At 69.5% G+C, this 24676-nt stretch carries 20 protein-coding genes; all 20 read right to left on the bottom strand.

What is annotated here, in order from left to right:
- Window positions 1-42 precede the first annotated feature (42 nt).
- The 20 genes from AB0C59_RS05600 to AB0C59_RS05505 all read right to left on the bottom strand — a co-directional run bounded on the left by AB0C59_RS05600 (window position 43) and on the right by AB0C59_RS05505 (window position 24626).
- Entirely contained in the window at window positions 43-549 is a 507-nt protein-coding gene (locus AB0C59_RS05600; protein ID WP_355272863.1) for a hypothetical protein, read from the bottom strand.
- 249 nt (window positions 550-798) lie between these two features.
- Complete coding sequence (locus AB0C59_RS05595; RefSeq protein WP_355272866.1) at window positions 799-1227, bottom strand: hypothetical protein; 429 nt, start codon at window positions 1225-1227, stop codon at window positions 799-801.
- Between the two features lie 159 nt (window positions 1228-1386).
- Entirely contained in the window at window positions 1387-1854 is a 468-nt protein-coding gene (locus AB0C59_RS05590; protein WP_355272868.1) for a hypothetical protein, read from the bottom strand.
- Between the two features lie 14 nt (window positions 1855-1868).
- Window positions 1869-4124 (bottom strand): hypothetical protein, encoded by a 2256-nt coding sequence (locus AB0C59_RS05585; RefSeq protein WP_355272871.1) that lies wholly within the window; start codon window positions 4122-4124, stop codon window positions 1869-1871.
- Window positions 4124-6730, bottom strand: a complete 2607-nt coding sequence (locus tag AB0C59_RS05580) for a hypothetical protein (protein ID WP_355272874.1) — start codon at window positions 6728-6730, stop codon at window positions 4124-4126. The genes AB0C59_RS05585 and AB0C59_RS05580 overlap by 1 nt, the downstream gene beginning before the upstream one ends.
- A complete protein-coding gene (locus tag AB0C59_RS05575) occupies window positions 6730-7131 on the bottom strand; it encodes a hypothetical protein (RefSeq protein ID WP_355272877.1) in 402 nt (133 codons plus the stop codon). Before AB0C59_RS05575 ends, AB0C59_RS05580 begins: the two co-directional genes overlap by 1 nt.
- 79 nt (window positions 7132-7210) lie before the next feature.
- A complete protein-coding gene (locus AB0C59_RS05570) occupies window positions 7211-8326 on the bottom strand; it encodes a DUF4417 domain-containing protein (protein WP_030381402.1) in 1116 nt (371 codons plus the stop codon).
- Window positions 8323-9663 carry a ParB N-terminal domain-containing protein gene (locus tag AB0C59_RS05565; protein WP_355272880.1) on the bottom strand — a complete coding sequence of 447 codons (1341 nt, stop codon included), beginning with the start codon at window positions 9661-9663 and terminating at the stop codon, window positions 8323-8325. Before AB0C59_RS05565 ends, AB0C59_RS05570 begins: the two co-directional genes overlap by 4 nt.
- A 36-nt stretch (window positions 9664-9699) precedes the next feature.
- Entirely contained in the window at window positions 9700-10716 is a 1017-nt protein-coding gene (locus tag AB0C59_RS05560) for a replication-relaxation family protein (protein WP_051842840.1), read from the bottom strand.
- Window positions 10713-13190, bottom strand: a complete 2478-nt coding sequence (locus tag AB0C59_RS05555; RefSeq protein ID WP_030381399.1) for an ATP/GTP-binding protein — start codon at window positions 13188-13190, stop codon at window positions 10713-10715. The genes AB0C59_RS05560 and AB0C59_RS05555 overlap by 4 nt, the downstream gene beginning before the upstream one ends.
- A gap of 31 nt (window positions 13191-13221) precedes the next feature.
- A complete protein-coding gene (locus tag AB0C59_RS05550; protein ID WP_078618411.1) occupies window positions 13222-13707 on the bottom strand; it encodes a hypothetical protein in 486 nt (161 codons plus the stop codon).
- Between the two features lie 221 nt (window positions 13708-13928).
- A complete protein-coding gene (locus tag AB0C59_RS05545; protein ID WP_355272884.1) occupies window positions 13929-15386 on the bottom strand; it encodes a peptidoglycan DD-metalloendopeptidase family protein in 1458 nt (485 codons plus the stop codon).
- Window positions 15379-16050, bottom strand: coding sequence for a hypothetical protein (locus tag AB0C59_RS05540; protein WP_355272887.1), 672 nt, complete (start codon window positions 16048-16050; stop codon window positions 15379-15381). The genes AB0C59_RS05545 and AB0C59_RS05540 overlap by 8 nt, the downstream gene beginning before the upstream one ends.
- Window positions 16051-16125: 75 nt before the next feature.
- The gene (locus AB0C59_RS05535) at window positions 16126-18537 is read right to left on the bottom strand and encodes a hypothetical protein (protein ID WP_355272890.1); all 2412 of its coding nucleotides are present in this window, start codon (window positions 18535-18537) and stop codon (window positions 16126-16128) included.
- Window positions 18534-21140 carry an ATP-binding protein gene (locus AB0C59_RS05530; RefSeq protein ID WP_030819295.1) on the bottom strand — a complete coding sequence of 869 codons (2607 nt, stop codon included), beginning with the start codon at window positions 21138-21140 and terminating at the stop codon, window positions 18534-18536. The genes AB0C59_RS05535 and AB0C59_RS05530 overlap by 4 nt, the downstream gene beginning before the upstream one ends.
- Window positions 21141-21183: 43 nt before the next feature.
- Complete coding sequence (locus tag AB0C59_RS05525) at window positions 21184-21747, bottom strand: hypothetical protein (RefSeq protein ID WP_355272894.1); 564 nt, start codon at window positions 21745-21747, stop codon at window positions 21184-21186.
- Complete coding sequence (locus tag AB0C59_RS05520; protein ID WP_355272897.1) at window positions 21744-22088, bottom strand: hypothetical protein; 345 nt, start codon at window positions 22086-22088, stop codon at window positions 21744-21746. Before AB0C59_RS05520 ends, AB0C59_RS05525 begins: the two co-directional genes overlap by 4 nt.
- Window positions 22089-22105: 17 nt before the next feature.
- Complete coding sequence (locus tag AB0C59_RS05515) at window positions 22106-23230, bottom strand: conjugal transfer protein (protein WP_355272900.1); 1125 nt, start codon at window positions 23228-23230, stop codon at window positions 22106-22108.
- Window positions 23227-23493 carry a hypothetical protein gene (locus AB0C59_RS05510; RefSeq protein ID WP_355272915.1) on the bottom strand — a complete coding sequence of 89 codons (267 nt, stop codon included), beginning with the start codon at window positions 23491-23493 and terminating at the stop codon, window positions 23227-23229. The genes AB0C59_RS05515 and AB0C59_RS05510 overlap by 4 nt, the downstream gene beginning before the upstream one ends.
- A gap of 182 nt (window positions 23494-23675) precedes the next feature.
- Window positions 23676-24626: a hypothetical protein gene (locus AB0C59_RS05505; RefSeq protein WP_355272903.1), complete on the bottom strand. Its 951-nt coding sequence runs from the start codon at window positions 24624-24626 to the stop codon at window positions 23676-23678.
- Between the last annotated feature and the right edge of the window lie 50 nt (window positions 24627-24676).

The following is a 24676-nucleotide window of genomic DNA, read 5'->3' as shown; positions in this document are numbered from 1 at the left end:
GGCTGATACAGCCGGGGGCGCCAGGGATAGGGGGAAGCGCGGTCAGTTGCCGCGCGCGAGGCAGTCGGTGGCGTGCGCCGGGGAGGTGCGGAGGCGGGGGGATCCTCCGAGCGTGTCGCGCGCCTGGAGGAGGTAGTCGCCCAAGTCCTCCAGGGAGTTGATCTCCTCGGTGGGCACCGGCTTGCCGCACTGGGCGCACGGGGCGATGACGTCGAAGGTGAGGCGGCCGCGGTCGTTGTAGGTCGCGAGAAAGTCCAGCGTCCTGTCCGCGAAGGGGATGGTGAGCGCGACCGCGGGGAAGTGCCGGCCATTCGCGACGAGCGGATGGGTGTCGTCGTTCTGAGCGCGGATGCCGACCGGGCGGTCGAGGGAGTGGAGCGAGAGGCGGTGGCGGAGCACTGCCTCCACCCAGCGCAGCTCGGCGTCCTCGCTGTGGAGGGCCGGGTCCGGGCCGACCTGGCCGGCCTGACCGGTCCGTGCGCGCTTCACTGCGGCCTGTACGGCCGCGGTCTCGAGGTAGTTGAACGGCTTCCTCATGGTGCTCGGCATGGGGTCTCCGAGAAGGATTGGGCCCGTGGATTGCACGCTGGTGTGTGCGTCGTGGCCACAGGGGCTTGATTCGAAGGCCGCGAACAGCGGCTCCGGTCGGCGGCATCGCCCGCCCAACAGGAATGAAACTACACATCGAAACATAAATAAGCAACATCATGCGGAAGGGGTGGCCGGCCAGCCGCTGCGCCCATAGGGAGTCGTACAGGTAGACAGCGGCATGGCCGGCCGGCTCGGTGCGGACGTGACCTACGCCGGCGCGGCGGCGAGCTGTCCGACCTTGTCGAGCAGGAGCTGAGCCCGGGCGAAGGCGGCCGTCTTGTGTCCGTACGAAGGAACGACCAGGTGCATGGTCTCGTGCGCCAGCGCGCGATCGGCCTCCTCGCGCGTGGTCACCAGCCCGAGGTTCATGGCCATCAACGGAACCTTCAACCGTGCGGACTTCGGGCCCAGGTACACCTGGGCGGCATAGTGCGAGAGGTAGGGCATGCCGCTGACCGAGGCGTACGCCGCGAGGTCAGTGACGAGGTGGAACTCGCGCCCGGACACGGCCGAGAACAGCTTGGCGCGCCGACGCAGCCAGTGCACGTCGACGGCAAGGTCGCGCTCGTGTTCCGGCAGCGGGCTCCGCAGGGCAGCGTGCCGCTGTTGAGTCACCGGGTGTGCTCGATCTGCCATCGTTCTCCTCCTCTCGAGTGCGGTCCGGCACATGCGTCTACATCGTCCAGCCGGCCGTCCCGGCACCGGGGCCGGCCGGTCATCTCTCGGCTGTCGGGCCGCGAGGACATCATGCCAACACGCCCCCCGGCCGCCCTTCGGCAGCGGCGACGAGGCCGCTCACGCATAGCGTCCGTGCCAGGAGTCGGCGTCCAGCCGCTCGAGTGCGGCCTCCTCCTCGGGGGTGAGACGGTTGGTGAAGTCGTCCCAGCGAATCAGCTCCTGAAGCTCAGGGCCGTCGGCCGGCTCTATCCGCGCCTTCTGCCCCGAGGCCAGGTCTATCTCCACCCCGTCGGCCACGAGATCGGCCCGCACCACCGGAAGAGATCGCCGCCGAGTCAGGCTGAGGTTGAACATGTATCCGCTCCCGGTGTCCTGGCCGCCGACCAGAGGCCTGATCCACACGACCTGGTCGCCGTCGTCCTCGAAGCGGTGGTGGCGAGCGAGAGCGGCGCGGAAGACCTCCGTCCCGTCGGGGTCCGACACGACCAGGCGCGCGCCGGCGTCTACCGGGTCACCAGTAGGACTGTGGTTGCCGGCGATGAGGTCCGAGAACCGCTGGCGCCACTGCTGCTGCGTTGCTGTCATCAAGTCGCTCCTGATCAGTTGTAGTAGTCGGCTTCCGTGCACAGGACATCCTCGACGGGCTTCCCGCCCAGCTGTGTGATGCCCCGAGAGGTGAGGGAGGCGAGGATGCTGCTGCGCTCCGCGGCGGTGTGGCACACGATCCGGCTGGGGGCCTCAGCCCCGAGCAGGTCGATCCCGTTGCGGAACATGATCTCGTTGCTGCTGCCGGTGAACTTGGCGATCTTCATCGGGTCCCGGGTGATCGCCCCCGCGTTGTAGTGGCCGTGCGCGGGGTTGATGGCGCCGTAGTGGTCGCCGTTGTAGGCGTAGTAGTCGCTGCGCTGCATGAGCACGCTCGGGTCGTCCCAGATCAGCCGTCCGCCGCCCGGCTTGGAGGGCGTCTTCTTGACGCGCAGGAACACCGAGTTGGCGCCACCGGTCATCTTGTCGGCCTGCTCACTCATGCCGAGCCCGCCGCCGATGCCCATCACGGCCCGCTTCTCAGTGGAGGCCAGGACCCCGGTTCCGAGGAGGCTGGCGAGATCGCCGCCGTTGAGATTGTGGGTCAGAGACCGGCCCTTGAAGGCCTCCTGGACTTCGGCCTTCTTACCGGTCACGTCGAAGCGCGACCAGGTCAGCCACTTCCCTCCGGTCGAGGGCGTCGGCTCGTAGCCCGGGCTGGCCGCCAGTTCGGCGCCGCTGGCGAATCCGGAGGCCTTAGCGACGGCGTCCCGGACGACCTCGACCTTCATCGGCAGCACCTTGTGGGACGCCTCCAGGTGGATCCTCTTCATGGCCGTCTGCAGAGCGTCGCTGTCGAGACCCATGAGGGACTCCATGCGCTGGTGCACGATTTCCTGAACCTGGAGATCCTGGAGACCCTGAGCCGTTTCCATGGCGGCCTTCATGCCGGGGGCACCCTCCAGCCCCTGGGCCTTGATGTTGTTGGCCAGGTACGTCCACTCGCCCTCGGCTGCGGTCATCGGCTTGTTCATCAGGTGCAGCTGTTCCAGCCGCTCCACGAGGTCCTTACCGTGGCCGGCGCCCGCAGGGGCATGGACCTCGAGCTGCCCCCGTAGCGAGTACTCCGTGGTCTTGGGATCGTTCTCCTTGTAGGGGCGATAGACAGCCTTCCAGCCATCGCCCATGTCGATCTCGTACTCCGTGCCGTTGGCGGAGGAGCGGGTGACGCCGTCCCACGAGGTCTGCCCGGTTTCCGGGTTCAGGTTCGCTTTGATCCGGCTGGCCTTGCGGACCGTCGCGGCGAGCGTGCCGGGTTCCGGGTCCCCGTTGGGCACCGGTATCTGCTTGGTGACCATCTTGGTCGCGGTCACCTCGTACGCGTCCATCCACGGCATGGGCGCCCCACCGTTGTCGATCTTGTCCTTTACGACGTTCAGCTGGTCCATGTAGTGCTGGGCCATGGCCTTCTCGTCGTCGCTGATCGACGGATCGTTGAGGACGGCGGAAACAGCGTCGACGGCGGCCTGGTGCTTGGCGATCGACGCGTCCGACATCGGAGAGCCGGTCTTCAGCTTGTGCTGCACCGAGCTGACCGCGGTCTTGGTCAGCTCGGCCAGCTTCTTCTCCTTGTCGAGGTCGAGGCGCTCCTTGACCTCCTCCTCCACCTGGATCTCCTCCATGTGCGTGCCGGGGATGCTCAGCGCGTCGAGGAGCTTCTCTTCGGCCTCCTCGGAGATGTGCGTGAGCAGCACCTCCCGCGGCCCGTCCGGAGAGTCGTAGGCGACCAGGGTCGCTTCGGAGTTGATGAAGTCGTCGCCGCCCACCAGGATCGGCGTGCCGGTGGGCTCGCCGACCGGAGGCGCCGCTGGCACCGGTGTCAGCGGAGGGTCCGTTTCCTCCTCTTCCTCCTGGACCTCCTCGATGTCCTCGGCCTGGAGCAGCACAGCCTGGTCGGCCGGCTCCTCACCGCTGCTCTGCAGCTCCTCTTCGGCCACGACACCCTCGGCCTCGGCAGACGCCTCCTCCACTTCGTCCTCAGGCGGCGGCGCGGACACGACAGGCTCGGGAGCAGATTCAGCGCCGCCCAGGAGCGCGTCGAGATCCGCCGGCGGAGTCTCGTCGACCGGAAGTTCCGCAGGGGGAGCCGACTCGACCTCGGGGAGCTCGGGCACCTCGAACGCCTGGCCCCCCGCGGCCGCGCCCGTGAGGTCGGTCCCCTCGCCCGCAGCCGGCGCGCTGGTGATGTCCAACGGGGCGGCAGGGGCCTCGGCGAGCGCGGTGGGGCTGACCGCGTAGCTCTGGTGGCTCGACTTGGATCCGGTTCCCATCAGTTACCACCGCCGTGCTTGAGGGAGGCGCCGGAGGGGAGGCCCAGCTGCTTGACGAAGAAGTCGGAGAAGTTCTGGCGCAAGTTGTTCTTCCTCTCTACGGCGTGGTCGAGGAACGCCGTGGCGATCTGGTCGTGCGTGACCTGGGACTGCGGGATCTTCAGGGCCTTGGCCGCTCGGCTGCGCATGTGCGGCACCCACGCCACGCCGGCCTTGGCGCCCTCGTGCGCAGTGGAGTGCAGGATGGAGCGCAGCTGCGCGTCCGGCATGGACTCGAACTTCTTGATCACCGGGTGTGCGGCAGCCGGGTTGATCTTGACCCCGTTGGCGAGACCACCGCCCAGGGCCGCCTGGTAGAGCTTCTGGTGGACGGGGGTGAACCCGCCTCCGCCGCTGGGGGCGTAGTCGACCGACAGCTTGTCGGCGCCGAAGTGCTTGAAGGCCTGGCCGCGGTCGATCTGCACGAGCCCGCCGGAGGGCGTGGCCAGCCAGTTGTCCTGGTGACCGTCGTGCTCGCCGACGAGCCACGACCCGACGTGCGACCGGACGATCGCGTCGACCTGGAACTGAGTCCACTGGCTCGGGCTGGACGTGAACGGCTTGGCGTCCTTGAGTAGCGGCTGGATGGAGCCAGCCGTGCCGTCGGCCTTCTTGTGGTGGTACACCGGCACTGCCGGTACGCCGCCCAGCGACAGGACGTGAGACGCGGCGGCTTCGGTATGCCCCAGAGCACCGCCGTGGTTGTGGTCGGCCTTGAACATCCACTGCGAGCCGTCAGGGCCAACATGGACGGTCTTGGCGTACGTGCCGCCCAGGTTCGACGCCTTGGTGCCAGAACCGAAGTTCCAGCTCGCGACCTCCTTGGCGTCGACACGGGCCGGCAGGTCCTGACTGGTCGCCTTGGCGTGCTGTACCGCCGCCATCATGGCCTGGACGTTGGCGTTGAACGACCCCGGCTTTGGAGTCTTCGTTGGCTTCGCCTTGGCGCCGGTGCTGTTCGATGGCAGTTTGCTCGCCAGGGCTTGGACCGCCTCGTCGGAGGCCAAACCCGCATCGGGCTTCGCCGCAGGCGCCGCCGCGCCCGCTGCCTTGGCGGCCTTGGCCGCCTCCTTCTTGGCGACGTCCGCGTTGACCTTGTCCTTGATGGCCTGCTGGTCGTACTTCTTGTTGAAGCTCGCGGCGATGTAGTTCTGGACCTGGGCCCGTGTGGCCTTGGCGTTGTTGTCCATGCCCAGCTCGGCCGCGACGGCGCGCAGGTCGGAGAGCTTCTGCTTCGCGGCCCACGCCTTGAAGTCGCTCGTCAGATCGCCAGAGTGGAGGTGCTTCCCCGGTCCCAGGGCCGGGTGCTCGGCGTACGGAGTGTCGCTGGCGCCCCCCTGCTGGGTGTAGGCGTACCAGCCCTTCACGTCCATCTGCATGTCCTGGACGTCGCCGGCGTTCTTCGCCCACGCGGCGATCGCCTGCGGCGCGCCCGGGTCGCCAGCCGACGGCAGGTTCAACGGCTGCCCGCCCTCGGGAGCCATCGCAATGTGAGCGGCGTAGCCGGCGTCGAGGTTCGCCAGCTGCTCCTGCCGCTTGACCGCCAGGGCCTTCAGCGACTCCACTTCGCTCTCGGGCGTGTTCGGCCGCATCAGAGCCACAAGCTGGTGGCCCCCGAGATGCATCGCCTCGGTCTCGCTCAGCTGGCCCGAGGCGAGAGCCTCCTGCACCGAGGGCTGGACCACCTTCGGGTGCATGTACGTGTGCGTGAGAACCTCATCGACCGCCAACTTGGCCTCGGCCTTGGCCTTGGCCAGGTCCTCGCCGAGCTCAGGACAGTCGGCTGAGGCCAGCTTCTGCTCGGCCGCGAGCATCGTTTGCAGGGCCTCGGCCCGCTGTTCCTGCCACTGGGGCCCGTAGGTCTTCGACGCCTCGTTCCAGGCGTCGATCGACGCGGTTACTGCCTGGGCGGAGGCCGCGACGTCGTCCGGCGTGGCCTTCCACGCGCCGCCACTGAGGGGCGACTCGGTGCCCTCGATCTCGTGCAGGTCGGCGAGCGTCATTCCGCCGACCGTCTTGCCGGCGAGCAACTCGTTGTACCGGTTGAGCGCGGCAGCCTGGATCTTCTCCTTGGACGGGATGTCGCCCGGGTACGCGGGGTCGAGCCAGTGGACCAGGGGATGCTGACCCTTGCCGGACAGGCCCACCAGCGCAGGGTGCTCGAAGCCCTTGGCCTCGGCGATCTCGCGCAGGTCATCCTCGTCGAGCGAGTTCAGGTACGCGAGCGTCTGCGCCTTGAGCGCCTTGGTGTGGGCCTCGATCTCCTCCTCGGAGGCGCCTGCTTCCTTCAGCTTCTCGATGGCCTCCTGAGCCTGCTCGACCTGGGTGACGAATAGGTCGTACCGCTCCACCGGGTCGGTCGGGACTGCGTCCTCGAAGTCGATGGCGAACGGAGGGTCGGCGATCTCCTCCATGAGGTTCATCGCCATCAGGAGGTCGGCCTTGGCTTGGACTTCTTCCTCGGACATCGCCTGCGCCGGCGCCTCGGCCACTACGTCGTCCGCTTCGGACGCCGTGGTGGGGCCCACCGCGTAGGAGGCGTGGGAGGACTTGCTGCCCGTGCCCATCAGCCGTCACCCCGCGGCGGGAGCGCAGGGATGACCTCGGCGAGCAGTTCGTCAAGAACGAGGTCGGCTGCGTGTGTGAGGTCGAGCGCGCCTGCCGGGACGTCGGCCGGCTCGAGCGAGCACGCGCCGCCGGAATGCACGATCCAGCGCTCGATGTCCTCGCTGGTGGTGGTCTGGCCCAGGCGCTCGCGCCAGGGGTCGGCCTGCTCGTAGACGAGGGGCACCCAGCGCACGACCCGCTCGGCGGGCTGTCGGCTCTCGTCGAGGCCGAGCACGGCGACGGGATCGACGGGGAGGCCGAGGGTGGGGTGCCAAACGAGCAGGATCCACAGCCGCCAGGCCGGAGCGGCCGTCGACAGCTCCGCGGTCTCGGCGATGGTGGGGTTGGGTTCGGTCGTCACGGAGGCTCCTCCCAAAGGTCGTTTCACCTGCTACAGGTGTGGGAGGAGCCGCCGGTGTGACAGTGCGAGCGAAGAAGTTTCAGCGGCTCGGCAGGAGCGAGGCCATGTACTGGACCGTCGCGGCGAAGGCATCCTCGGTCCGGGCATGGACGTCCTCGCGGCCGTTGGGCGTCATGATCGCGCCGTGCAGGGCGTACTGGTGCGGGTTCTGGGAGATCAGCGTCAGCCGGGAGCCGAAGATCTGGACCATCTCGGCGATCCGGTTGGCCCGGGACAGGCCGGTGAGGATGACCGGCAGGTCCTCGGGAAGGTTCTCGGCAAGCCAGTGCAGGCCGGGCCGCTCCCAGCTGTCCCAGTCGGCGTTGTCACGGACGGTCTGCACGTTGATGGCAATGGCGGCCGGCTGGGTGTCCTCGATCCACGAGAGGTAGCGCTGGAGATCCTCGAGCCGGAACCAGTACACGTTCGGCACGACGTTCACGCCGGCTTCGGCGAACTCCTGCGCGAGCAGGAGGGAGCGGCGCATGTTGAGCAGGTGCTCCGTCCGCGGCCAGTCGCCATAGATCGAGTAGTTGCAGGACAGCACCAGGTCCCACTCCTGCTCCGCGATGCGCTCGACGAGCCTGTCGCGTCCGCGGCGAGTCCAGAAGGCTTCGACGAGCGGGTCCTCGCCGTAGCCGACCAGCACGGCCTTCTGGTGGTCCCCGAGCGCGAGGGCCTGACGGGCGGTCTGCTCGGTGAAGCGCTTGTAGAGCGTGTGGGTGTCGGGCGAGAACACGCGTCGCAGTCCGACGCCGTAGGCCGGCCAGTTCAGGCTGGCGTCGAGCTTGGTGACCGCGGAGCCGTCGGTCATGGGGATGAAGGATGGCAGGCCGTCGGGCAGCGTGCTGTCGACGCTGATGTCGTCGAACGTCAGGGTGCCGCCCACGTCGGCCATCCACCCGGCTATGTCGGTACGGCTCCCGCACCGGATCGGGCACTTGCGGGTCACGCACGCGTTCGCCGGCGCGTCCGCCTCGGCCGCCGAGCACCCGCAGAACCGGCAGTCCGAGTTCTGGCCGGTGCACAGGGGCTCGACGGTCGCCGGGCCTCCGCGGCCGTCGGGTCCGGCGTAGAAGGCGCAGCTGTTGCAGTCGCAGCCGCGGCCCGGAAGGGGCACGCCGACGGTCGGGATGGGCAGGGAGACACTGGTCATGCTGCTTCGCTTCCTTCGCTGATTGCATCGTGGTCCGTCGCGCCGTCGATGGGGGCGTCGTCGAGGTGGGTACTGAGTTCGCGCAGGGCGAGGAGCAGCGAGCCACGGTCGTACCGCGCGATCTCCTTGCCGGCCCGGACCTCGGCCAGCAGCCCCCGGATCCCGTCCAGCGCGGTGCGGATCGTGTTCGACTCCACAGCCGGTCGACGCGGGGGAGCGTCGGCGGGTATCGCATCTGCGGCCGCAGCTGGCGCCGCGGGCGCCAACGGATCGCCGGGCTGTGTGACCTCTGGCACCGTGCTTGGGCCGAGTGCCGAGGGGTCTCCAACGCCCTCGCCGTCTTCGGGTTCCTCCTGGTCCTCCGTCTGCGTGGGCACCCGGGTGAGCTTGGCCCGGCGGCCGGCGTTCGCCGTGTCTTGCCGCTCTTCGGCTTCGGCGATGATCTCTTCTGGTCCGAGGTCGGGGTCCTCCAGGCCGACGTTCACGGCGGTCGGCAGCAGGTGGAGCCGCTTGGAGGACTTCAAGGCGGCCCAGATGCCCTCTGCAGCCTGTGCCCGGCCGTTGCGGAGCTCGGCGAACCGGATCCGGGTGTTCAGACGGATCGCGGCTTCGTCCATCTCCTCGGTGAGGTCCCGGGGCAGCGCGCGGAAGGCACGTACGAGCTCGCTGGCCTTGCGTTCGTTGAGCTGCAGCCCGAGGCGGTCCAGCACCTCGCTCCAGGGGGCGGCGCAGGAACTGTCGGTGCCGCGGATCTTCTCCAGGGCAAGGAACCGCTCGGCCGGGTCGGGGATCGCGTAAACCTCCTGTGGCACGGGCTTGCCGGCCTTGAGGAGCTTGCCGACGAGGATGGCGCACCGCTGGTACAGCAACGCGGCGGCCTGCTCCCCAGGGCGGAGGGGCTCGCGGGCGAAGTTCTCGACGAAGCGCCACATGTGGCGCTCCTCCTCGGACAACGGGCCCGGGCAGACCACAGCCGGCAGGGCCTGGAAGTGCGGGTTGTCCGGTCTATTGACGGCGCCCCAGCGCATGGCGCGCAGGCGGCGCTCCCCGGTGACCAGGCGGATCGTCGGCGCCTTGCCGTCGACGACGATCTCTTCGGCCAGGACCGGCTCCAAGAGGCCGATGACGGACATGGAGGAGATCAAGTCGGCGAGTTCGGACGGCGGCAGGGAGTCGGAGGGGTTGCGGGCGTGGGGCTCGGTGAAGGGCGCGCCCTGGCCGCGCAGCGGCAGCATCTCGAATCGCCGCTGCCGCAGCTTGACGCTGCGGTGCAGGATCTCGGTGAGCCGGATCATGCTCCCGCCGTCGGGCGGGACCTCGAGCGAGGTACTGGTCATGGCGCTGCTTCCTTCAAGACCGCGGGGAGCGGCCGGTCACTTCGAGGCGAGGTAGAGGTCGGTGGGGGCGGGGCGGGCGGACGGCGTGCCACGCAGCAACGGGGTGAAGATCGGGGCGAGCGGCCCGTGCTCCTGGAGTTGCTGCAGGGTGGTGACGCCGATGTTGATGTCGCCCTTCAGCCGGCTGAGACGGACGTCCGCGCCGGCGCGCGCGTACAGGTCTTCGGTACGGGCGGCAAGGCGCTGGGCCCGCCGGTCCGGCTCCCCGGCCTTCGGGGGCGCCGCGTCGAGGACCACCAGGACGCGGGGAAAGACCGGATAGTTGTACATCCACGCTGGCCGGGTCGCGTTCGAGGTCCGGCGCGCGCGGTCCGCGCTCTGTGGAACGTACTCGTACAGTCGGCCGTACGCTTCGAGTTTCGCGGCGAGCCGCGCGGAGGTCATCGTGGCACGGTCGAACTCGACGAAGAAGCTGAGCATCGTCCGGCGGCCGCCACGCTCTACGTGTACGTAGTTGAGGACGGCGTCGCTGATGACGTGGTCGTCCTCGAATCGACGCTGACCGTCGCGGATCCGGTTGGCTACCTCAGGGGTCCAGTCCAGCGGCCCACACTCGTGCCCCAGTCGGCGAGCCCACTCGACGAAGGCGATGCCGACTTCGTTCACACCCAGCGTGTGCGCCTGGCGGGCACCGGCGACGGACTCGGGCGTCACCCGGTATGGCCGTGGGGGCAGCTCACCGGCCTCCTCCACGGACTCGGCACCGGCTTCGGTCAGAAACCACAGGAACGGCTGGCTCTGTAGCCGCCCGCGGCCACCGGGCCCCTTCGCCCGGATCCGCTCGACCAACCCTGCCTTGTGGAGCTCGCCGAGCTGCCGACGCAGGTACACGGGGCGGGCCGGTCGCTTCTCGGGCGGGGTGAGCAGCACGTGCAGTTGCTGAGTGGAGAGCACCCGGTGCTGGTACAGCAGCTCCAAAACCTCGCCGCTGATCGCGTGGAAACTGCGCGTGAGCGCTGCCGCGGCGGTCGCTTCGACAGGGGGCAGGTTCATCCGATCCTCGACTGGTTCTGGTGGGGGTTGATCGGGTGGACGTTGTCGTGGGCTTCATCGGCCGGGTCCGGCCCACCGCTGATGACGGTGCCTTCGCTGTCGTGGACGCGCGGCTTGGCCTCCCCGCCACCGGACGCAGTGCCGCCGGCCGGTCCGTCCGGCCCTTCGGGGTCGCGCGGTGCGGTCTCGTCGGATTCGGGCTCGTCGGCCGGCAGATCGGCGGCGGCGGGCTCGTCGTCGTCCGGCGGGACGGGGAGGGTGACGAGGAACCGGCGCAGCCGCGGGTCCAGTCGGCGCAGGTCGGTGAGGATGTCGCGGACTGAGCGGCGCTGGAGGTTCTCGTCGATGGCCTGCGTCAGGAGTTTCTCGTTCTGCGGCCGGTAGTAGTCGCCGTAAAGGTCCTCCACCGAGGCACCGCGGACGCGGAACGGGTCGGTCGTGCCGCCTTCGAGGGTCACGGACATCACGTAGCTGTACCGGTTGAGCTGGACGATCGTGTCGGGGGCAACCTTCTTGCCCCAGCGGCGGGTGACCAGCGTCGCCTCGTCGACGTCGGACGCGGTCGTCGACAGGATGGACAGGTTCTGCAGCAGTCCCTGCCGGGTGGTGGCGCTCAGCCGCTGCGCCATCTGCGTCATGGCGAGCAGCTTCACGTTGTACTTGCGCAGTTGCTCGGTGATCTGGGCGAGCGTGCCCTTGGAGGCGCCGTCCACGCTGGTCAGCTCGTCGATGAAGGTATAGAAGTCGCGGCGCTGGTCGGGCGGGGTGTCCCGCCGTGACAGGCCGGCCCGGAAGAGGTCGTAGATCAGCAGGGAGCTGATGATGCGGTCGACATCGCCGGTGCCGGCGGGGCAGACGAAAACGATCTTCCCGGTGTCCATGGCGTGCCGGATGTCGTACGTCGACCGGCTTGACCCGAGGAACGCCTTGATCGCGTTGCTGGACGAGAGCCGTTCGATGATGTTGGTGACGACCGGGATGGCTTCCTTGCTGTAGCCCGGGAAGACGTTCTCCCAGAAGTCCCGGATGTCCTTGGGCAGGTACGGCAAGACGCTGGTGCGCCAGACGGCATCGGTGAGGATCGTGCGGATCTGGAAGACGGTGGGGGCCAGGTCGGGCCGGCCGGCGCGGCAGACATGCCAGGAGAGGTACACCAGTGACTCGACCGCACGCGTGAGGATGGTCTTCGCACGTCCGGCGGAGTCGGACCAGTTCAGGGCCGCGGCGAAGCCGGTGACGATGTACTGGACGATGTCGGGGATCTCGGACTCGCGCCGGCGTTCCATGGACAGCGGGTTCCAGGAGCCGACCATCTTGTCGAGCTCGGGGCTCGTGAGGTCGATCTCCCAGATCCGGTCGGCCAGTTCTTTGTGGGCCAGGTAGGGGCGAGCGCGTACCCAGCCGTCACCATGAGGGTCGAGAAAGAGCACGCCGTACCCGCCGTGGGCGATCGCGATCGCCTGCACGAGCGACATCTCGGTCTTGCCGAAGCCGGACTTGCCGAGGAACAGGGCGAAGAGCAGGTACTTCAGCGGGACGCCGGCGAGGCGCTCCCCGCCGCCGGACTTGGCCACCCACCCCAGGGGCAGCAGGCCTCGCTGTCCTGTCCACGTCGGGAGCGCTGCGGGCGGCGGTGGGACGACTCCGCCCGAGCGGGCGATGTTCGGGGCCATGTTGTGCTTGGTGGGCGGCTTGAGCAGCCCGGCAATCTCCTGGGCGGTCACCCAGGAATGCCGACGCGGCATGAAGAGCCCGCTCTCGAAACGGCGGTCGAACTTGCGCCGGTGGAGCCAGTGGTCCGCCCGGAGGCGGGTGACGCCGAGGTGGAGCCCGACGGGACGCAGGTGGTTGTCGCCGGACCACGGCTCCAGGGCAGCGAGGACCTGGTCCAGCAGCATCCGGGCCCGGTACTCGTCGCGCGCGCGGGTGCGGACGAGCAACTGCATGGAGAAGACGGGCTCGGCGCCGGGGGCGAGCTTGCCCATGGCGGCCTTCATGTCCGTGACGCGGTGAGCGCGCTGCTGGTGCTGCCGTTGCCGGGCACCGCCGCCCTGGTTGCCCTTCATCTCGGTGGCAATCTCGGACAGCACCTGGCCGAGGTCGAAGCCGAACCGGTTGCCGCGCTGCTGCGGCATGCCGGGTATGGCCGGCCCGTCGGTGGGGTTGCGGCGGGCCTGGGCCAGCAGGCGCCGGCGGCGGCTGCTGACACGGTTCGGGGCGACGGGAACGAGGTCCAGGACGACGTCGGCGCTCTCGCCGAGGTCCTCGCGGACGTCGGCTACCGCGTTGGCCAGGGCCTCGAGCGGATCCGGGGTGAGCGGCACTTCGCGCAGGGCGAGGTGGTCAGGAAGGGCCAGGGCGAGCTCGGCGCGGGCGTAGTGCATCTCCTGGGTGGCCGGCTTGCCGTGGTCATCAGCTTCCGGCTTGGCGAGATCGACCGGCGGGGCGGCGGTCGGGTGTGGTGCGGTGGTCATGATCTACCTGTCTGTGGTGTCCGGCGGTGCGTCAGGAGCCGAGCCGGATCTGTGGACGTTCGCGCGCGGCACGCCCGTCGGCCTCGATAGGCCGCATCTCGACCTGGGCGTAGCCCTGGTGGCGCAGAACGGACATCGCTCGATCCGGGCCCTCGACCCTCATGGACAGCGACCCGTTGGAGCAGGTGAACCGGATGCGCAGAGCATTGGTGCGGGCCGAGGACACGAGCCAGCGCGACACGCTCTTGTGCGCGCGGGCCATCTGGTGCCCGAAGCGGACGACCTCTTCCGGCTTCGGGTCGAAGCCTGTGGTCGGCAACACCTCCAGAGCCGTTCGCTTGGACATCGGGCCACGGGACAGGGCCCAGCGGACCGCGGCGGCTACCCCGCTGGCTGCCAGGGCGACCAGCGCAACCCACCAGGCGTTGGCCATCACCGAGTCCGCCAGGCGCTCGACGTGGCCCGGGAGGTCGTCGACGAAGCCGATTGCGCCATCGATGAGGTCGGTCGTGGTCATCGCCCACCGTCCGAGGACGAGGCGCACGGCGGCACCGCGGCGGCCGGAGCGGGCACGGGGGAAGTCGGGAGCATGGCGGCACCTCCGAAGAGCAAACGGGCCTTTCACCTGCTACAGGTGTCGGGATCCGGCTCGGTGTGACACTCCGCTCCGAATTTCTTCGCGGTATGGCGTCGGCCGGCGTCATGCCCCTGCGGGAGAGCGTGACGCCGGCCGGCAGGTCAGATCTTGACGCCGTGACTACGGAGGTAGGCCAGTGGGTCGATGTCCGATCCGTACTCCGGGCCGGTGCGTATCTCGAAGTGGAGGTGCGCACCGCTGACGTTGCCCGTTGCGCCGGAGTACCCGATCCGGTCGCCGCCCTTCACCTTCTGGCCGACGACCACCGCCAGCGAGGAGTGGTGGGCGTACTGCGAGTACATGCCGTCGCCGTGTTTGATCACTACCTGGTAGCCGTACGCGTTGTTCCAGCCGGCCGTCACCACGGTGCCCGGGCCCACCGCGCGGGTCGCAGTTCCGGTGCGCACGGGGAAGTCCACGCCGGTGTGGTAGCCGCTCGACCACATCGATCCGGAGACCTGGTACCCGGTGCCTACGTGATCGTCGGCGACAGGGGCGACCCACGTGCCTGAGGTGCCACCCGACCCCGGCTCGGTGTAGTTGGGCCGTTTCATGATCAGGATCCGGCCCTTCCAGAAGGACAGGGGCTTGATACGGACACGGGCGCCGGTGTGCGGCGCGTCGATGACCTCGCCGCCCCCTATGTACATGGATACGTGCTCCGGGCTGGACGCGCTGCCGCCTGAGAAGATCAGGTCACCGGGGCGCAGGTCGTTCGCCGACTTCACCTTGGTGCCGATGTCGACCTGGTCGTAGGTGACTCGTGGAAGGTTCACGCCGACCTTGCTCCAGGCGTACTTGACCAGGCTGGAGCAGTCGCATCCCTTGGCTCCCTGGAACGGAGGCTTGCAGCTGCCGCCCAGGACGTATGGGGTGTTGAGCGCCTCTTTGGCTGCGGCCACAACCTTGGACAGTCCGCCGGAGACCTTGCCGTCCATCGGCGCGGACCACTTCTCCGCCCGGTCCCGGATTTCGCGGACGTACTTGCGCGTCTCCTCGTACGGCGGGATGCCGCCGTACTTCTTCACCTTGTTCCCGCCGGCGTTGTAGGCGGCGAGCATGTTGTCGATGACGTCGCCCGGCACGCTGCGGATCTCGTCGGCGAGCTTGCAGTCGTAGGCCACCATCGACGGAACTGCGTCCTCAGGGTCCAGCGGGTCCGCGCCGCCCTTGTTGTTGGCGTCGATACCTTCGGTCGCCCAGGTGGAGGGGATGAACTGGGCGATGCCCATCGCGCCGGCTCCACCGTCGGGCGGGTTCTTGCGGAAGGTGGACTCCTGGTAGAGCTGGGCGGCGATCAGCGATGGGGTGACCTCCGCACAGCCGTACTTCGCCACAGCGTCGAGGATGATGGGACGCAGCCAGTCAGGGATCTCCTTGGTGTCCGACAGACCGCCGCCGAAGCCCGCGTTCTCCAGTGCGCTGCTGGTGTTGTCCTCGCCGATTGCCGACGACAGCGCCAGTACGGCACTCAGGATCAGGCCGAATCCGAGCAGGCAGGAGAGGATCGCCGCGATCAGCACGTTCCGCAGGGTCTTGGACTTGCCCTGCTCAGACATTGGGCAGTCCGGCGACGCGCCAGCTTCCGTCGGCGCCGCGGCGGAGCTTGAGCGCCACGTGCTCTTCCGACTGGCTGGCAGGGCCTTTGGCTGGCGTTTCGGTCAGCTTGTAGATCACGCGCGCGAAGGCGGAGTCTTCGCTCGGTGCGGGCGCTCCGTCCGGCAGTGACACCCGCAGGACCGCCACCGTCACCTGGACCTGATGGTCCTTCCAGCTCAGCCACTGCTGCCTGGCGGCGCTGCCGCTGGTGTGAGTGCGCAGGTCCTCGGCAAGATCTCCGGCAGCGTAGGTCGCGGCCCGCCGGGATGCGTCGTCGTACGAGGTGTCCCGGCCCGGTCGGGCGTCGTGGCTGGCCCACGCGGTCACGAAGGACCGGGCCGCCTCCTCGACCGGCGTCGGCACCTGCCTCGGGCTCAAGTGCTCAGGAGACGTCGGCGGTTCCGCCGCGGGGGAGGCCTCGGCCGGACGCGTGCCGCCGGAGGCGCTGCCGACCGCAGGGGCGGAGGAAGAGGCCGTGACCGGAGTCGAGTCGGTGGCAGGACGGTCGGCCTCAGGGAGGCCGAACAGGAGGGTGACACCGACAGTTGCCAGGACGGCCGCAGCGACGAACAGCGCGATCGTCGCGCGCTGGGTGCGGGCACGCGCGGCATCGGTTTGAGGCATGGGGGTCCCCCGTCAGGTGGTTCTGGTGCGGTGATCTGGGCGGCCGGGACCTGTGGAGTCCCGGCCGCAGTCCGGCTACGGCCGGGGCTTGGGCGGGCCGGGCGGCCGAGTGGCACGCCGGATGGTCCGAGGCGGAGCCGGCGGCTTGGCCGGCGTCGACTTCTTCGCAGCCGGGGGCGTCGCCGGCGCAGGGGTGGGCGGGGTGGGCATCTTTGGCACCGCGGTCGGCCCGGCGGCCGGGGGCTTCACCGAGCTCGGTGTCTTCGTGCCAGTCGCCGCCGGCGCGCCACCGGGGGTTTTCGGCGCGACGGCACCGGCCCGGGGCCCAGGAGGATTCCCTGCGTTCGGATCCGGCTGAATCTGGGCCAGACCAAGGTTGACCTGGGCCTTCGTTCCCTGCTTTGCGACGAACTTGCCGGCTGTGACGACGTTGCGCTTGTACTCGGCTCCGAAGTCCTTGGCCTCCTGGACCTTCTTGTCGACGGTCCGTGCCTTGACGGCCTTCAGCTGGTCGCGCACCTGCCCGGCACGGGCCGTTGCCGCAGCAGCGCCTCGCTTCGTCGCGGCGACTCCACGGGGAATGCCCACCGGCGCGCCCACCGTGGCCATGAAGGCGAACTTGGTCGCCTTGGCGCCGTACTTGGCGGTGGCGGCGGCCGCCTTGCCGGTGGCCATGGTGGCCCTGCCGCCCCGGGTCTGGGACATCTTGTTCGCGGCCGCCGTGGCCAGCCGCTTCTTCAGGGTCTGCTTGGCCGCCTGCTGCGCCGCTACCTTCGCGGCCGCGCTGGCGCCGCCGGTGCCCACAGCCGCGGCGGCGTTGGTAGCGAGTCGGGCCGCGGACCGCAGCCGGCTGGCCTTGCGGTTGGCCTGCGGCGAGCCGACCCAGGCGTTCTTGGCGGTCTTCAGGCCCTGGCCGACGGGCCTGCTCACGCGCCTGGCCTCGCCGCGGGCCTCACTCCACATCTGCTTCAGGCCGGGGGCGGTCTCGGCGTACCGGCCGGGGCTGCTGAACACGGAGCGGCGGCCGGCCCCGCCGACGCGGGCGTTGGCGAGCTTTCGGTTGAGGTTGACCGCGATGCTCTGGGCAGTCTGCTTGATGCGCTTGTGGCCGGCCAGGCCGGCGATGGCGGTGACGTCGATGACGATGAACTTGACGGCCAAGACATCGCCGGTGGGCGCGTCGATCAGGGCCAGGACGATGAGGATGAAGATCGCCAGGAAGAGAATGGCGATGATGATGCCGAGGACGGCCTTGGTGATTGCAGAGCCCCAGCGCCACAGGGTGGCGCGGCCGCCGCCTGGCAGGATGCCGGCGGTCAGTGCCCAGTGGCCGCGGATGGCTTCGAAGGCCAGCCAGCCCTGCGCGGTGAGGAACGTGCCGGTGACCAGGACCATGAGGATCGCCACGATGACGGCGGCGATGGCGACAAACAGGGCGGAGAAGGCGAGGTCCGCGGAGGCCCGCTTGGCCTTAGGCTTCACGTCCCCGCACGCGGCCTCGAACTTCTTGGAGTTCTCGTTGAGCTGCTCGATGTAGTTCGTGTCGTACATCGAATCCATCACGATGGCGTCCCAGTAGTTCATCCCCAGCTGGTTGAGGTTGAACTCGGCGAGCTTGAACTGTCGGAAGGCCTTGTCGCAGGCGCCGTCGAAGGTCTGTCCGTAGACCATGAGCTGGTTGGGCTTGACGATGAACGCCTCCACCAGGGCGTCGGTGATCGGCTTCGCCACGTTGTTGGGGTCGGCACTGCCCTGGGCGCTCGCGGGATCGTCGGCCAGCACGATGCTGGCGACCTCGAGGGTGAAGTCCTTCGACTTCCCCAGCAGGCCCTCCTCGGAGAGCAGCATGGTGGAGCCCTGCGGCTGCGGCTGATCGTGCTGGCCGAGCAGCACCTGGGCCGGCGAGACGAGCACGGTGGTGGTCAGCGCGGCGACGACCAGGGAGACCCCGATCTCGGCGAAACCGCGCGAGCGCTCCTTGAAGAGGATCAGCCAGCCGCAGTAGAAGCCGGCGAACGTCAGGAACAGGCCCGGCAGGCCGAGCCGGTCGATGACCTGGGACTTGAGGGTGCTGGAGATGTCCTCGACGGGTCCGACCATGACCTTGGCCAGGCCGAAGTTCAGCGCCCACTTGATCAGCCAGCAGGTGAAGCCGATGACCCACTTCGAGACGCCGAAGAACAGCTGGGCGACGATGTTCCAGATCTTGAGGTCGATGTCCTTCCAACCGCCCGTGTCCGTCTTGACGGTGTAGGAGCTGATCGGGACGCCGTCCTTGTCCGTCACATTGAACGGCTGAAGGAGGCCGTCACTGCCGTCCTTAGGCTTCTGGTTCAAGTTCGGGGGGCCCGCCGCAGGAGCGGACGTGCTGGGCGACGGCGACGGATCTGCCATGGCGGCAGGGGCCAGCACCACGCTGAACAGGGCCAGCAGGACGGCGATCAGCCCCAGGCGCCGCTTGACGCGCCCGCGCTGTATGTGGCTCATGCCAGGGCTCCGTCCGCCTCGGCGAACAACTCCACGGCCTCGTCGTCTTCTTCGTCGCTCTGCCCAGGCGTTGTGGTGATGGCGGCGGCCGCGTTCTCATCGGCGGGGATCAGCACCTTGATCCCGCCGATGCGCTTGCGGAGGTCTCGGTACAGGCCCTCGCCGGCCCGCAGGGCGCGCTCGGTCTCGCTGACGTTGAGCGGGCTGAGGTTCTCGGTGATGACCTTGAGCATCTCGTCGTCAGTCGGGTCGAGGTCGAGGAACTCCAGGCAGCGCGCGGCCAGCGCCTTGCCGCGGTGGCGGAAGACGAAGATGTGGGACAGCAGCGCCCGGATCTTGTCGCCGATCTCGGACTTCGGGCCAATGTCGTAGGGGTCGTGGCTGCCAGCAAAGGCGCCGGCGTTGTGCTTGCGGCCGTCGGCGATGAGCTCGAGCAGCAGGTTGGAGCCCTCGGCGGACGAGGTGAGCCACCAGCACTCGTCGAGGAAGACGCCGGCGAACTCGTTGGGGTCGGCGAACGCGATCTCGCGGCAGAGCGCGGTCATCAGGTACATCAGCCGCCAGCCGAACCGCTTCTCGACCTCCAGGCTCGGGAGGCGGTGCTCGGAGAGCTCCTCCTTGGTGGGCAGGCCCAGCCGGTCGACGGCGAAGACGATCGAGTCGGCGTCCGTGATCCGTACGACCGGCAGCGTGGGGTCGAAGATGACGCGGCCGAGGTCCTTCTTGGCCAGCGACCGCAGCTTGCGGACGAGTTCAGAGGCGGCGGCGCGCACCGCGGCGTCGTTCGGCTCCTCCGGGTCGGGCGTGCGGGCCCGGTTGGCGAGCGTGTCCATCAGCGCGGTCATGCTCGGCTTGGGACCGAGCCGGGTGGCCTCGATCGCCTCGGCGAGGGTGATGCCCTCGATGCTCATCGAGCCGATGTCCAGGAGTGGGGTGAGGAAGGACTCGGTGTAGCGGGCGGCGCGCGGGCCGCGGAAGACGCGCAGGGGGTCGAGGGAGACGCCGGCGTTCTCGTCGACGTTGATGATCTGGGTCGTGCCGGGGCACGCGTTCGCGAACCGCGACCACTCCTGCTGCGGGGTCCGGTCGATGACCAGGGCACGGCCGCGGGAGTTCCTCTGCCCGGCCCGGTGGCCGGTGGTCAGGATCGAGTACATCGCGCACTTCATCGCCACCGACTTGCCGGAGCCGAGCTCGCCGACGAACGCGGCGGACGCGGAGGCGTTGACGCGGGGGCCGTGGGAGAAGTCAACGAGCACCGGGCGTACGCCGCCGCCGTTGAGTTGGAGGCCGAAGAGACTGCCGGAGTCGTCGCCCAGGCCGGCGCCGCAGAACGGCATCGACATCGCGAAATCGCGGGCCAGGAGGTACTGGGTGTAGTCGAGCATCGGGCCGGGCGTCTTGGTGCCGGGCAGCATGCCGTGGAAGAGCGCGACCTGGTCGCCGGTGGGCCTCACGAGCGTGTAGTCGTTGCCGCCGAAGTGGTTGGCCAGCGACGTCGCCTTCTCGTCGGCCTCCTCGGGGGTGGTCCCCCACACACAGGTGGCGACGGTGGCACGGATCTCGACCTCGGTGGAGGAGGCGGTGAGCCGGTCGCGGTACTCGTCCAGGGCGAGGGACGCCTTGTCGAGGGAGGCCGGCACGCCGGAGGTCTCGCCGTCGTACTCACCGCGCTGGTGCGCGAGCTCGCGCTGCTGGCGCCGGGACTTCGGCTCGGCCTTCGAGCCGGACTCGACGTGCAGACGGACGGCCCAGTCCACGGGGAAGTTGAACTCGTCCAGCGCCGCCAGGTACTCGCTGCCGGGGAACCGGAAGGCTTCCGGCATCTCGGAGAGCACGCAGAACGCCTGGTAGGAGTCGCCGTGTTCGCTGGTGGCGCGCAGGTAGCGGCGCTTGAACGGGTTGGTCGGACCCTTGGAGGCCCGGGTGCCGCGGCCGCCCTCGTCCAGGATCACCTGGGTGTGGGCGGTCACCGTGTGGCCGCGACCGCGAAGACCGCGCGGTGCGCCGTCCTCGGGCAGGAGCGGCTCGCTCAGGCCCCGGCGGGCGCTGTGCCCGTAGATCCACAGGATCTCCGCCTCGGTGGCAGGCCGCATCTTGATGCCGGAGGGCCAGCCGGCGGCCAGGCGGGTCGCCTGCTCCAGGCGCTGGCGCTCCTCGGAGAGCGATATCGGGGCGACCGGCAGACCGAGCGTGCCCATCACCTCCGCCTGGAGGGAGGAGAGGACCGCCCGGGCGCTCTGCTTGAAGTCGAGGTGGGGCAACGGGACGGCGAGGAAGTCGACGCGGCCGGTGAGCTCGAGGTCCTGGAGCTGGTCGAGGACCTTGAGGGCCAGGTCGACGTACTCGGGGGAGGCGTCGAGGTCGACGCCGGCGGTCATGCGGGTGACGACCGACGCGGCGTCGACGCTCGGGCACAGGCTGAGCAGGAGGGCCTCGCCCCGCAGGGACTTGAAGAGGGACTCCAGTGCGTCCAGCCGCTCGCGCTTCGTGGACTTGGAGGCGTGGGTGTAGTTCTCGGTGTCGACGCGCCACACCGCCCACACGGTGGCGGCAGTGGTCCAGATCAGGTGGCCGCTGATGTGCCGGACGGGGAGACGCATGGGGTTCTTCTTTCTGTGCTGGTGGTGATGACAGGGCGGCTGGTTACTGCTCGTCGAGGGAGGCGAGGAGGGCCTGCAGCCCGGTCTTCGGCTCTGGTCGGCTCGCTGCGGCCGCCGCTGGCACAGGTGCCGGGCGGGCTCTGCGCCTGGCCGCGGGTGCGGGCGCTGCAGCAGGCTGCGGGGCCGCCGCCGGGGCGGGGCGCTCGACGGACCGGACGCGCACCGTGCAGGTGGCGGTCGCCAGTTGAGGTCGAGCGACCCGCTGCGGCTTGCCGGCCAGGCGCCCCTGGGCCGGAGTGGAGGAGTAGATGAGCAGGCTGCGCACGGCGCGTGCCGGATCGCGGCCGTCGAGCCGGGCGTACCGCAGCACCCAGGCCAGGCCCCAGGGGATCAGCGCCATGAGGATGAAGTTCATGGCGCCGAAGTGGGCCCACAGATCCTTCGTCATGACGAGGAGCCCGAAGGTGATCACCATGGTCATGACCTGGGTGATCGTGTAGGGCCCTCCCGGGAGCCGGCCGGCTCCCGGGAGCTTGCCGATGACGAGTGGGTGCCGACGGGCTCGCGTGTACGAGTGCCCGATCAGCTCCTCCTCCGAGGCGCTCACGAGACCTGCCAGCCCTCACCCGCCAGAGCGGGGGCGTCACCGGCGACGTGGAACCTGGAGGCTGCCGCGGCCCCGGTGTCGTTGATCTCGGAGCCGACCTTGGTCTGCAGGACGTTGAGGTTGCTGATCCCCCAGAGCACGAGGGCGGCCAGGACGAAGGCGACGAGGGTGCCGACGAAGGAGCGGGTCTTCCACCAGGCCATCAGCACGGCGATGATCGCCATGAGGGCGGCCACGGTGAGGACCAGCGCGCGGACCTGCCCCGTCTTGGTGTTGGCCCAGTCGAGGACGTCGCCGGCGAGGACGACGTGGTCGGGGTTGGCGGCTGCCAGGGTGTGCATGAACGATTCCTCTTTCTTCAGGAGTGCGACGGCGACGGCGAGTCAGATGCCGTAGCTGCGTCGGGGCTCGTGGTGGTGTGCGGCGCCGCCGACGGCGGGCTGCTCGCGCGGATGGCCGGGGCGTCGTCGACGGAGGCGACCTCCCAGCGGCCGGCGCGGGACTTGAGGGTGAGTGCGTAGCTCAGCGATGCCGGGCTGCCGGCCTGGTCGGTGGCGTCGACCTGGACCAGTTGGTGCAGCACCGTGCCGTCGGCTGGCACCTTCTGCTGGCCCGGGCCGGACGAGTCGTCCTGGACGCCGGTCACCTTCACCGCGGCGTACGGCGCAGGGGTGATCGGCTGCAGTCGGGTGCCGGGCGAGGTGTAGCGGTCGAGCTCGGTCGTACCAGTCAGGTAGGCGGCCAGGAACCCGCGCGCGGTCTCGACCGACGGGTCCGCACTGCTCGACCCGCGGTCGGTCTCGTACGCCAGGCCGCCCGGCTTGAGTGCGGCAGGCGCGGCCACCTGCGCCGGCAGCGATGTCGCCACGTAGCCGGCAGGGGCAGCGCCTTGCGCGGTTCCGCCGGCGCCAGCCGGGCCGGTGGCCTGGATGCCGACGCGGAAGTACTGGACGCCCAGCCGCGTGGACTTGCCTTTGTCGTCGTGGGCGGTGACGTCGGCGGCAACGGTGATGGACCAGTAGCCGGGCTGAACCTCGCGGGATGCGATCACGGTGGACTGCGTGGCCGTGCGGGTCCCGGGCTTGACCGCGAGCGCGACGGAACCGGAGTAGTACGGCGCCAGGTCCCGCTCGGTGCCCTGGCCGGCCTGCAGGTAGGCAGCGACGAACAACTCGGCGAAGCCGGCCGGCCCGACCGGCGACGCCGGCGTCGCCGAGACGACAGGCTTGGCCGCGCCCTGGGCCGGAGCGGACGAGGAGAGGAACGCGAGCGCTCCGAGAACCGGGCCGGAGACAACGAGCACCCAGACTCCGGCGCTGACCAGCCGGGAGAGCCCGGCCATCTGGGCCGTGCTCGTCTTCCACCCGGTCTCGTCCGGCTCGTCCGCCGACGTCTCCTGAAGCTCCTCGACCTCCTCGTCCCAGACCTCCGCCTCGACGAGGTGCTTCTTGGCCGCCTTGCGCTGCCGACGCGGCCGCTTCACGAAGCCCTCCGCAGTGCCTGGACGGTCAGGACCGTCGAGATGCGCTCCTTGAGCTGGTCCGGCGTGCGCTGCAGCAGCACATCCCACGACGCCAGAGAGGCCTCCGACTCCCTGTCGAGGAAGGTGCGCATCTGCTCGTGCAGGTCACGGTCCATCGGCCGGCTCACCAGAGCAGCGGCGATCTTGGTCAGCTCGCGCGAAGCACGGGCCACACGGGCCTCATCGGCGTCGAGCAGCTGTCGGCCGGTGCCGGCCGGGGACATCGTGGTCACGTCGGTTCTCCCGGAGTCGAGAAGAGTGGGGGTGGGTGTTCAGGTGGGGCTGGACCGATCTGGCGGCCCTCTCGCCTGCTACAGGTGTTGGGGAAGCGCGCGGTGTGACAGTCGGGCTGAAGTTTTTTCGAGTGACTTCCGCCGGCGCCCGTTCCGACGGGCGCCGGCAGCTCTCAGGCCGCGGCGCGGTACTGCGAGAGGTCCGACTTCGCGCGCAGCGTGCGTACGGCACGGCTGGCGTGCTGCCGCAGCAGGTCTCCCTCGTGGCCCATGGACCGGGTGGTCATGTGGCGCTGGTTGGGGCGCTGCGAGGTGGACAGGTAATACCGGGCGATGCGCTGCGCCTCGAGCTCCTTGAGCGCTCCGACCTCCACCGCCCACAGCAGCAGGTCGAGGACCTCGGTCCGTGTCTCGTGACGCGACAGGGCCGGCTCGTCGACGTCGACGAGCTCCATCTGGGCGGCCCGCATCAGCAGGTCGGCGAGCTCGACCGTGCGGTGGGGGGTGTCGGGGTCCTCGCTGGAGACGACGTGCGTGTATCGGGTGTGGTGCTCGGCTGCGGCCAGCGGGGCGACACCGGAGGCGAACTCCTGGAGCTCCTCGATGTCGTCGAGACAGGCGGCCAGGGTGCGGCGGGCGAGCTGCAGGGTGTCGAGGGCGAGGTTGTTGAAGATCCGCCGCGGCCGCCGGTCGAGCGGGTAGGTGCGGACGACCTCGAAGGCGGCGCCGAACACGGCCGCGCACACGTCGTCCCACGGCAGGCCGGTACGGCGCTGGGTCTTGGCCATGAGGATCGCCTTGGGCAGCAGGACCCGGACCGTGATCCTCCACGCGAGGTGGGCATCGAAGCCGACCTCGGCGGCCCGCTCGACCAGCAGGTGCATCACGCGGTCGTGCTGGTCGAACTCGCCGCGGCGGTGGAGGTCGGAGATCTTGTCCACGACGTCCTGGGGCGTTGCTGCTCCGGCGAGCTCGGCGTGCTCCTCCGCCCAGGTGGCCACCCGGTCGGCGGCCCTCAGGTCGCGGCAGAGCACGTCCCAGTCGCGGTTCATCAGGGAGATCGTGGTGTAGCGGGTCACGGACTCGGAGGAGTCGGTTGCCGGGGTGTGCTGGGTGGTGGCCACGTCCGTGTCCGTCCTTTCGCGCCATCTGGTCTCGATGGCGCTCACACTCC

This window comes from Streptomyces sp. NPDC048664, from assembly GCF_040650555.1.
In the GTDB taxonomy this organism is placed as follows: Bacteria; Actinomycetota; Actinomycetes; order Streptomycetales; family Streptomycetaceae; genus Streptomyces.
The sequence above is the reverse complement of the archived record's forward strand: the minus strand, read 5'-3'. Positions and strand labels throughout refer to the sequence as shown.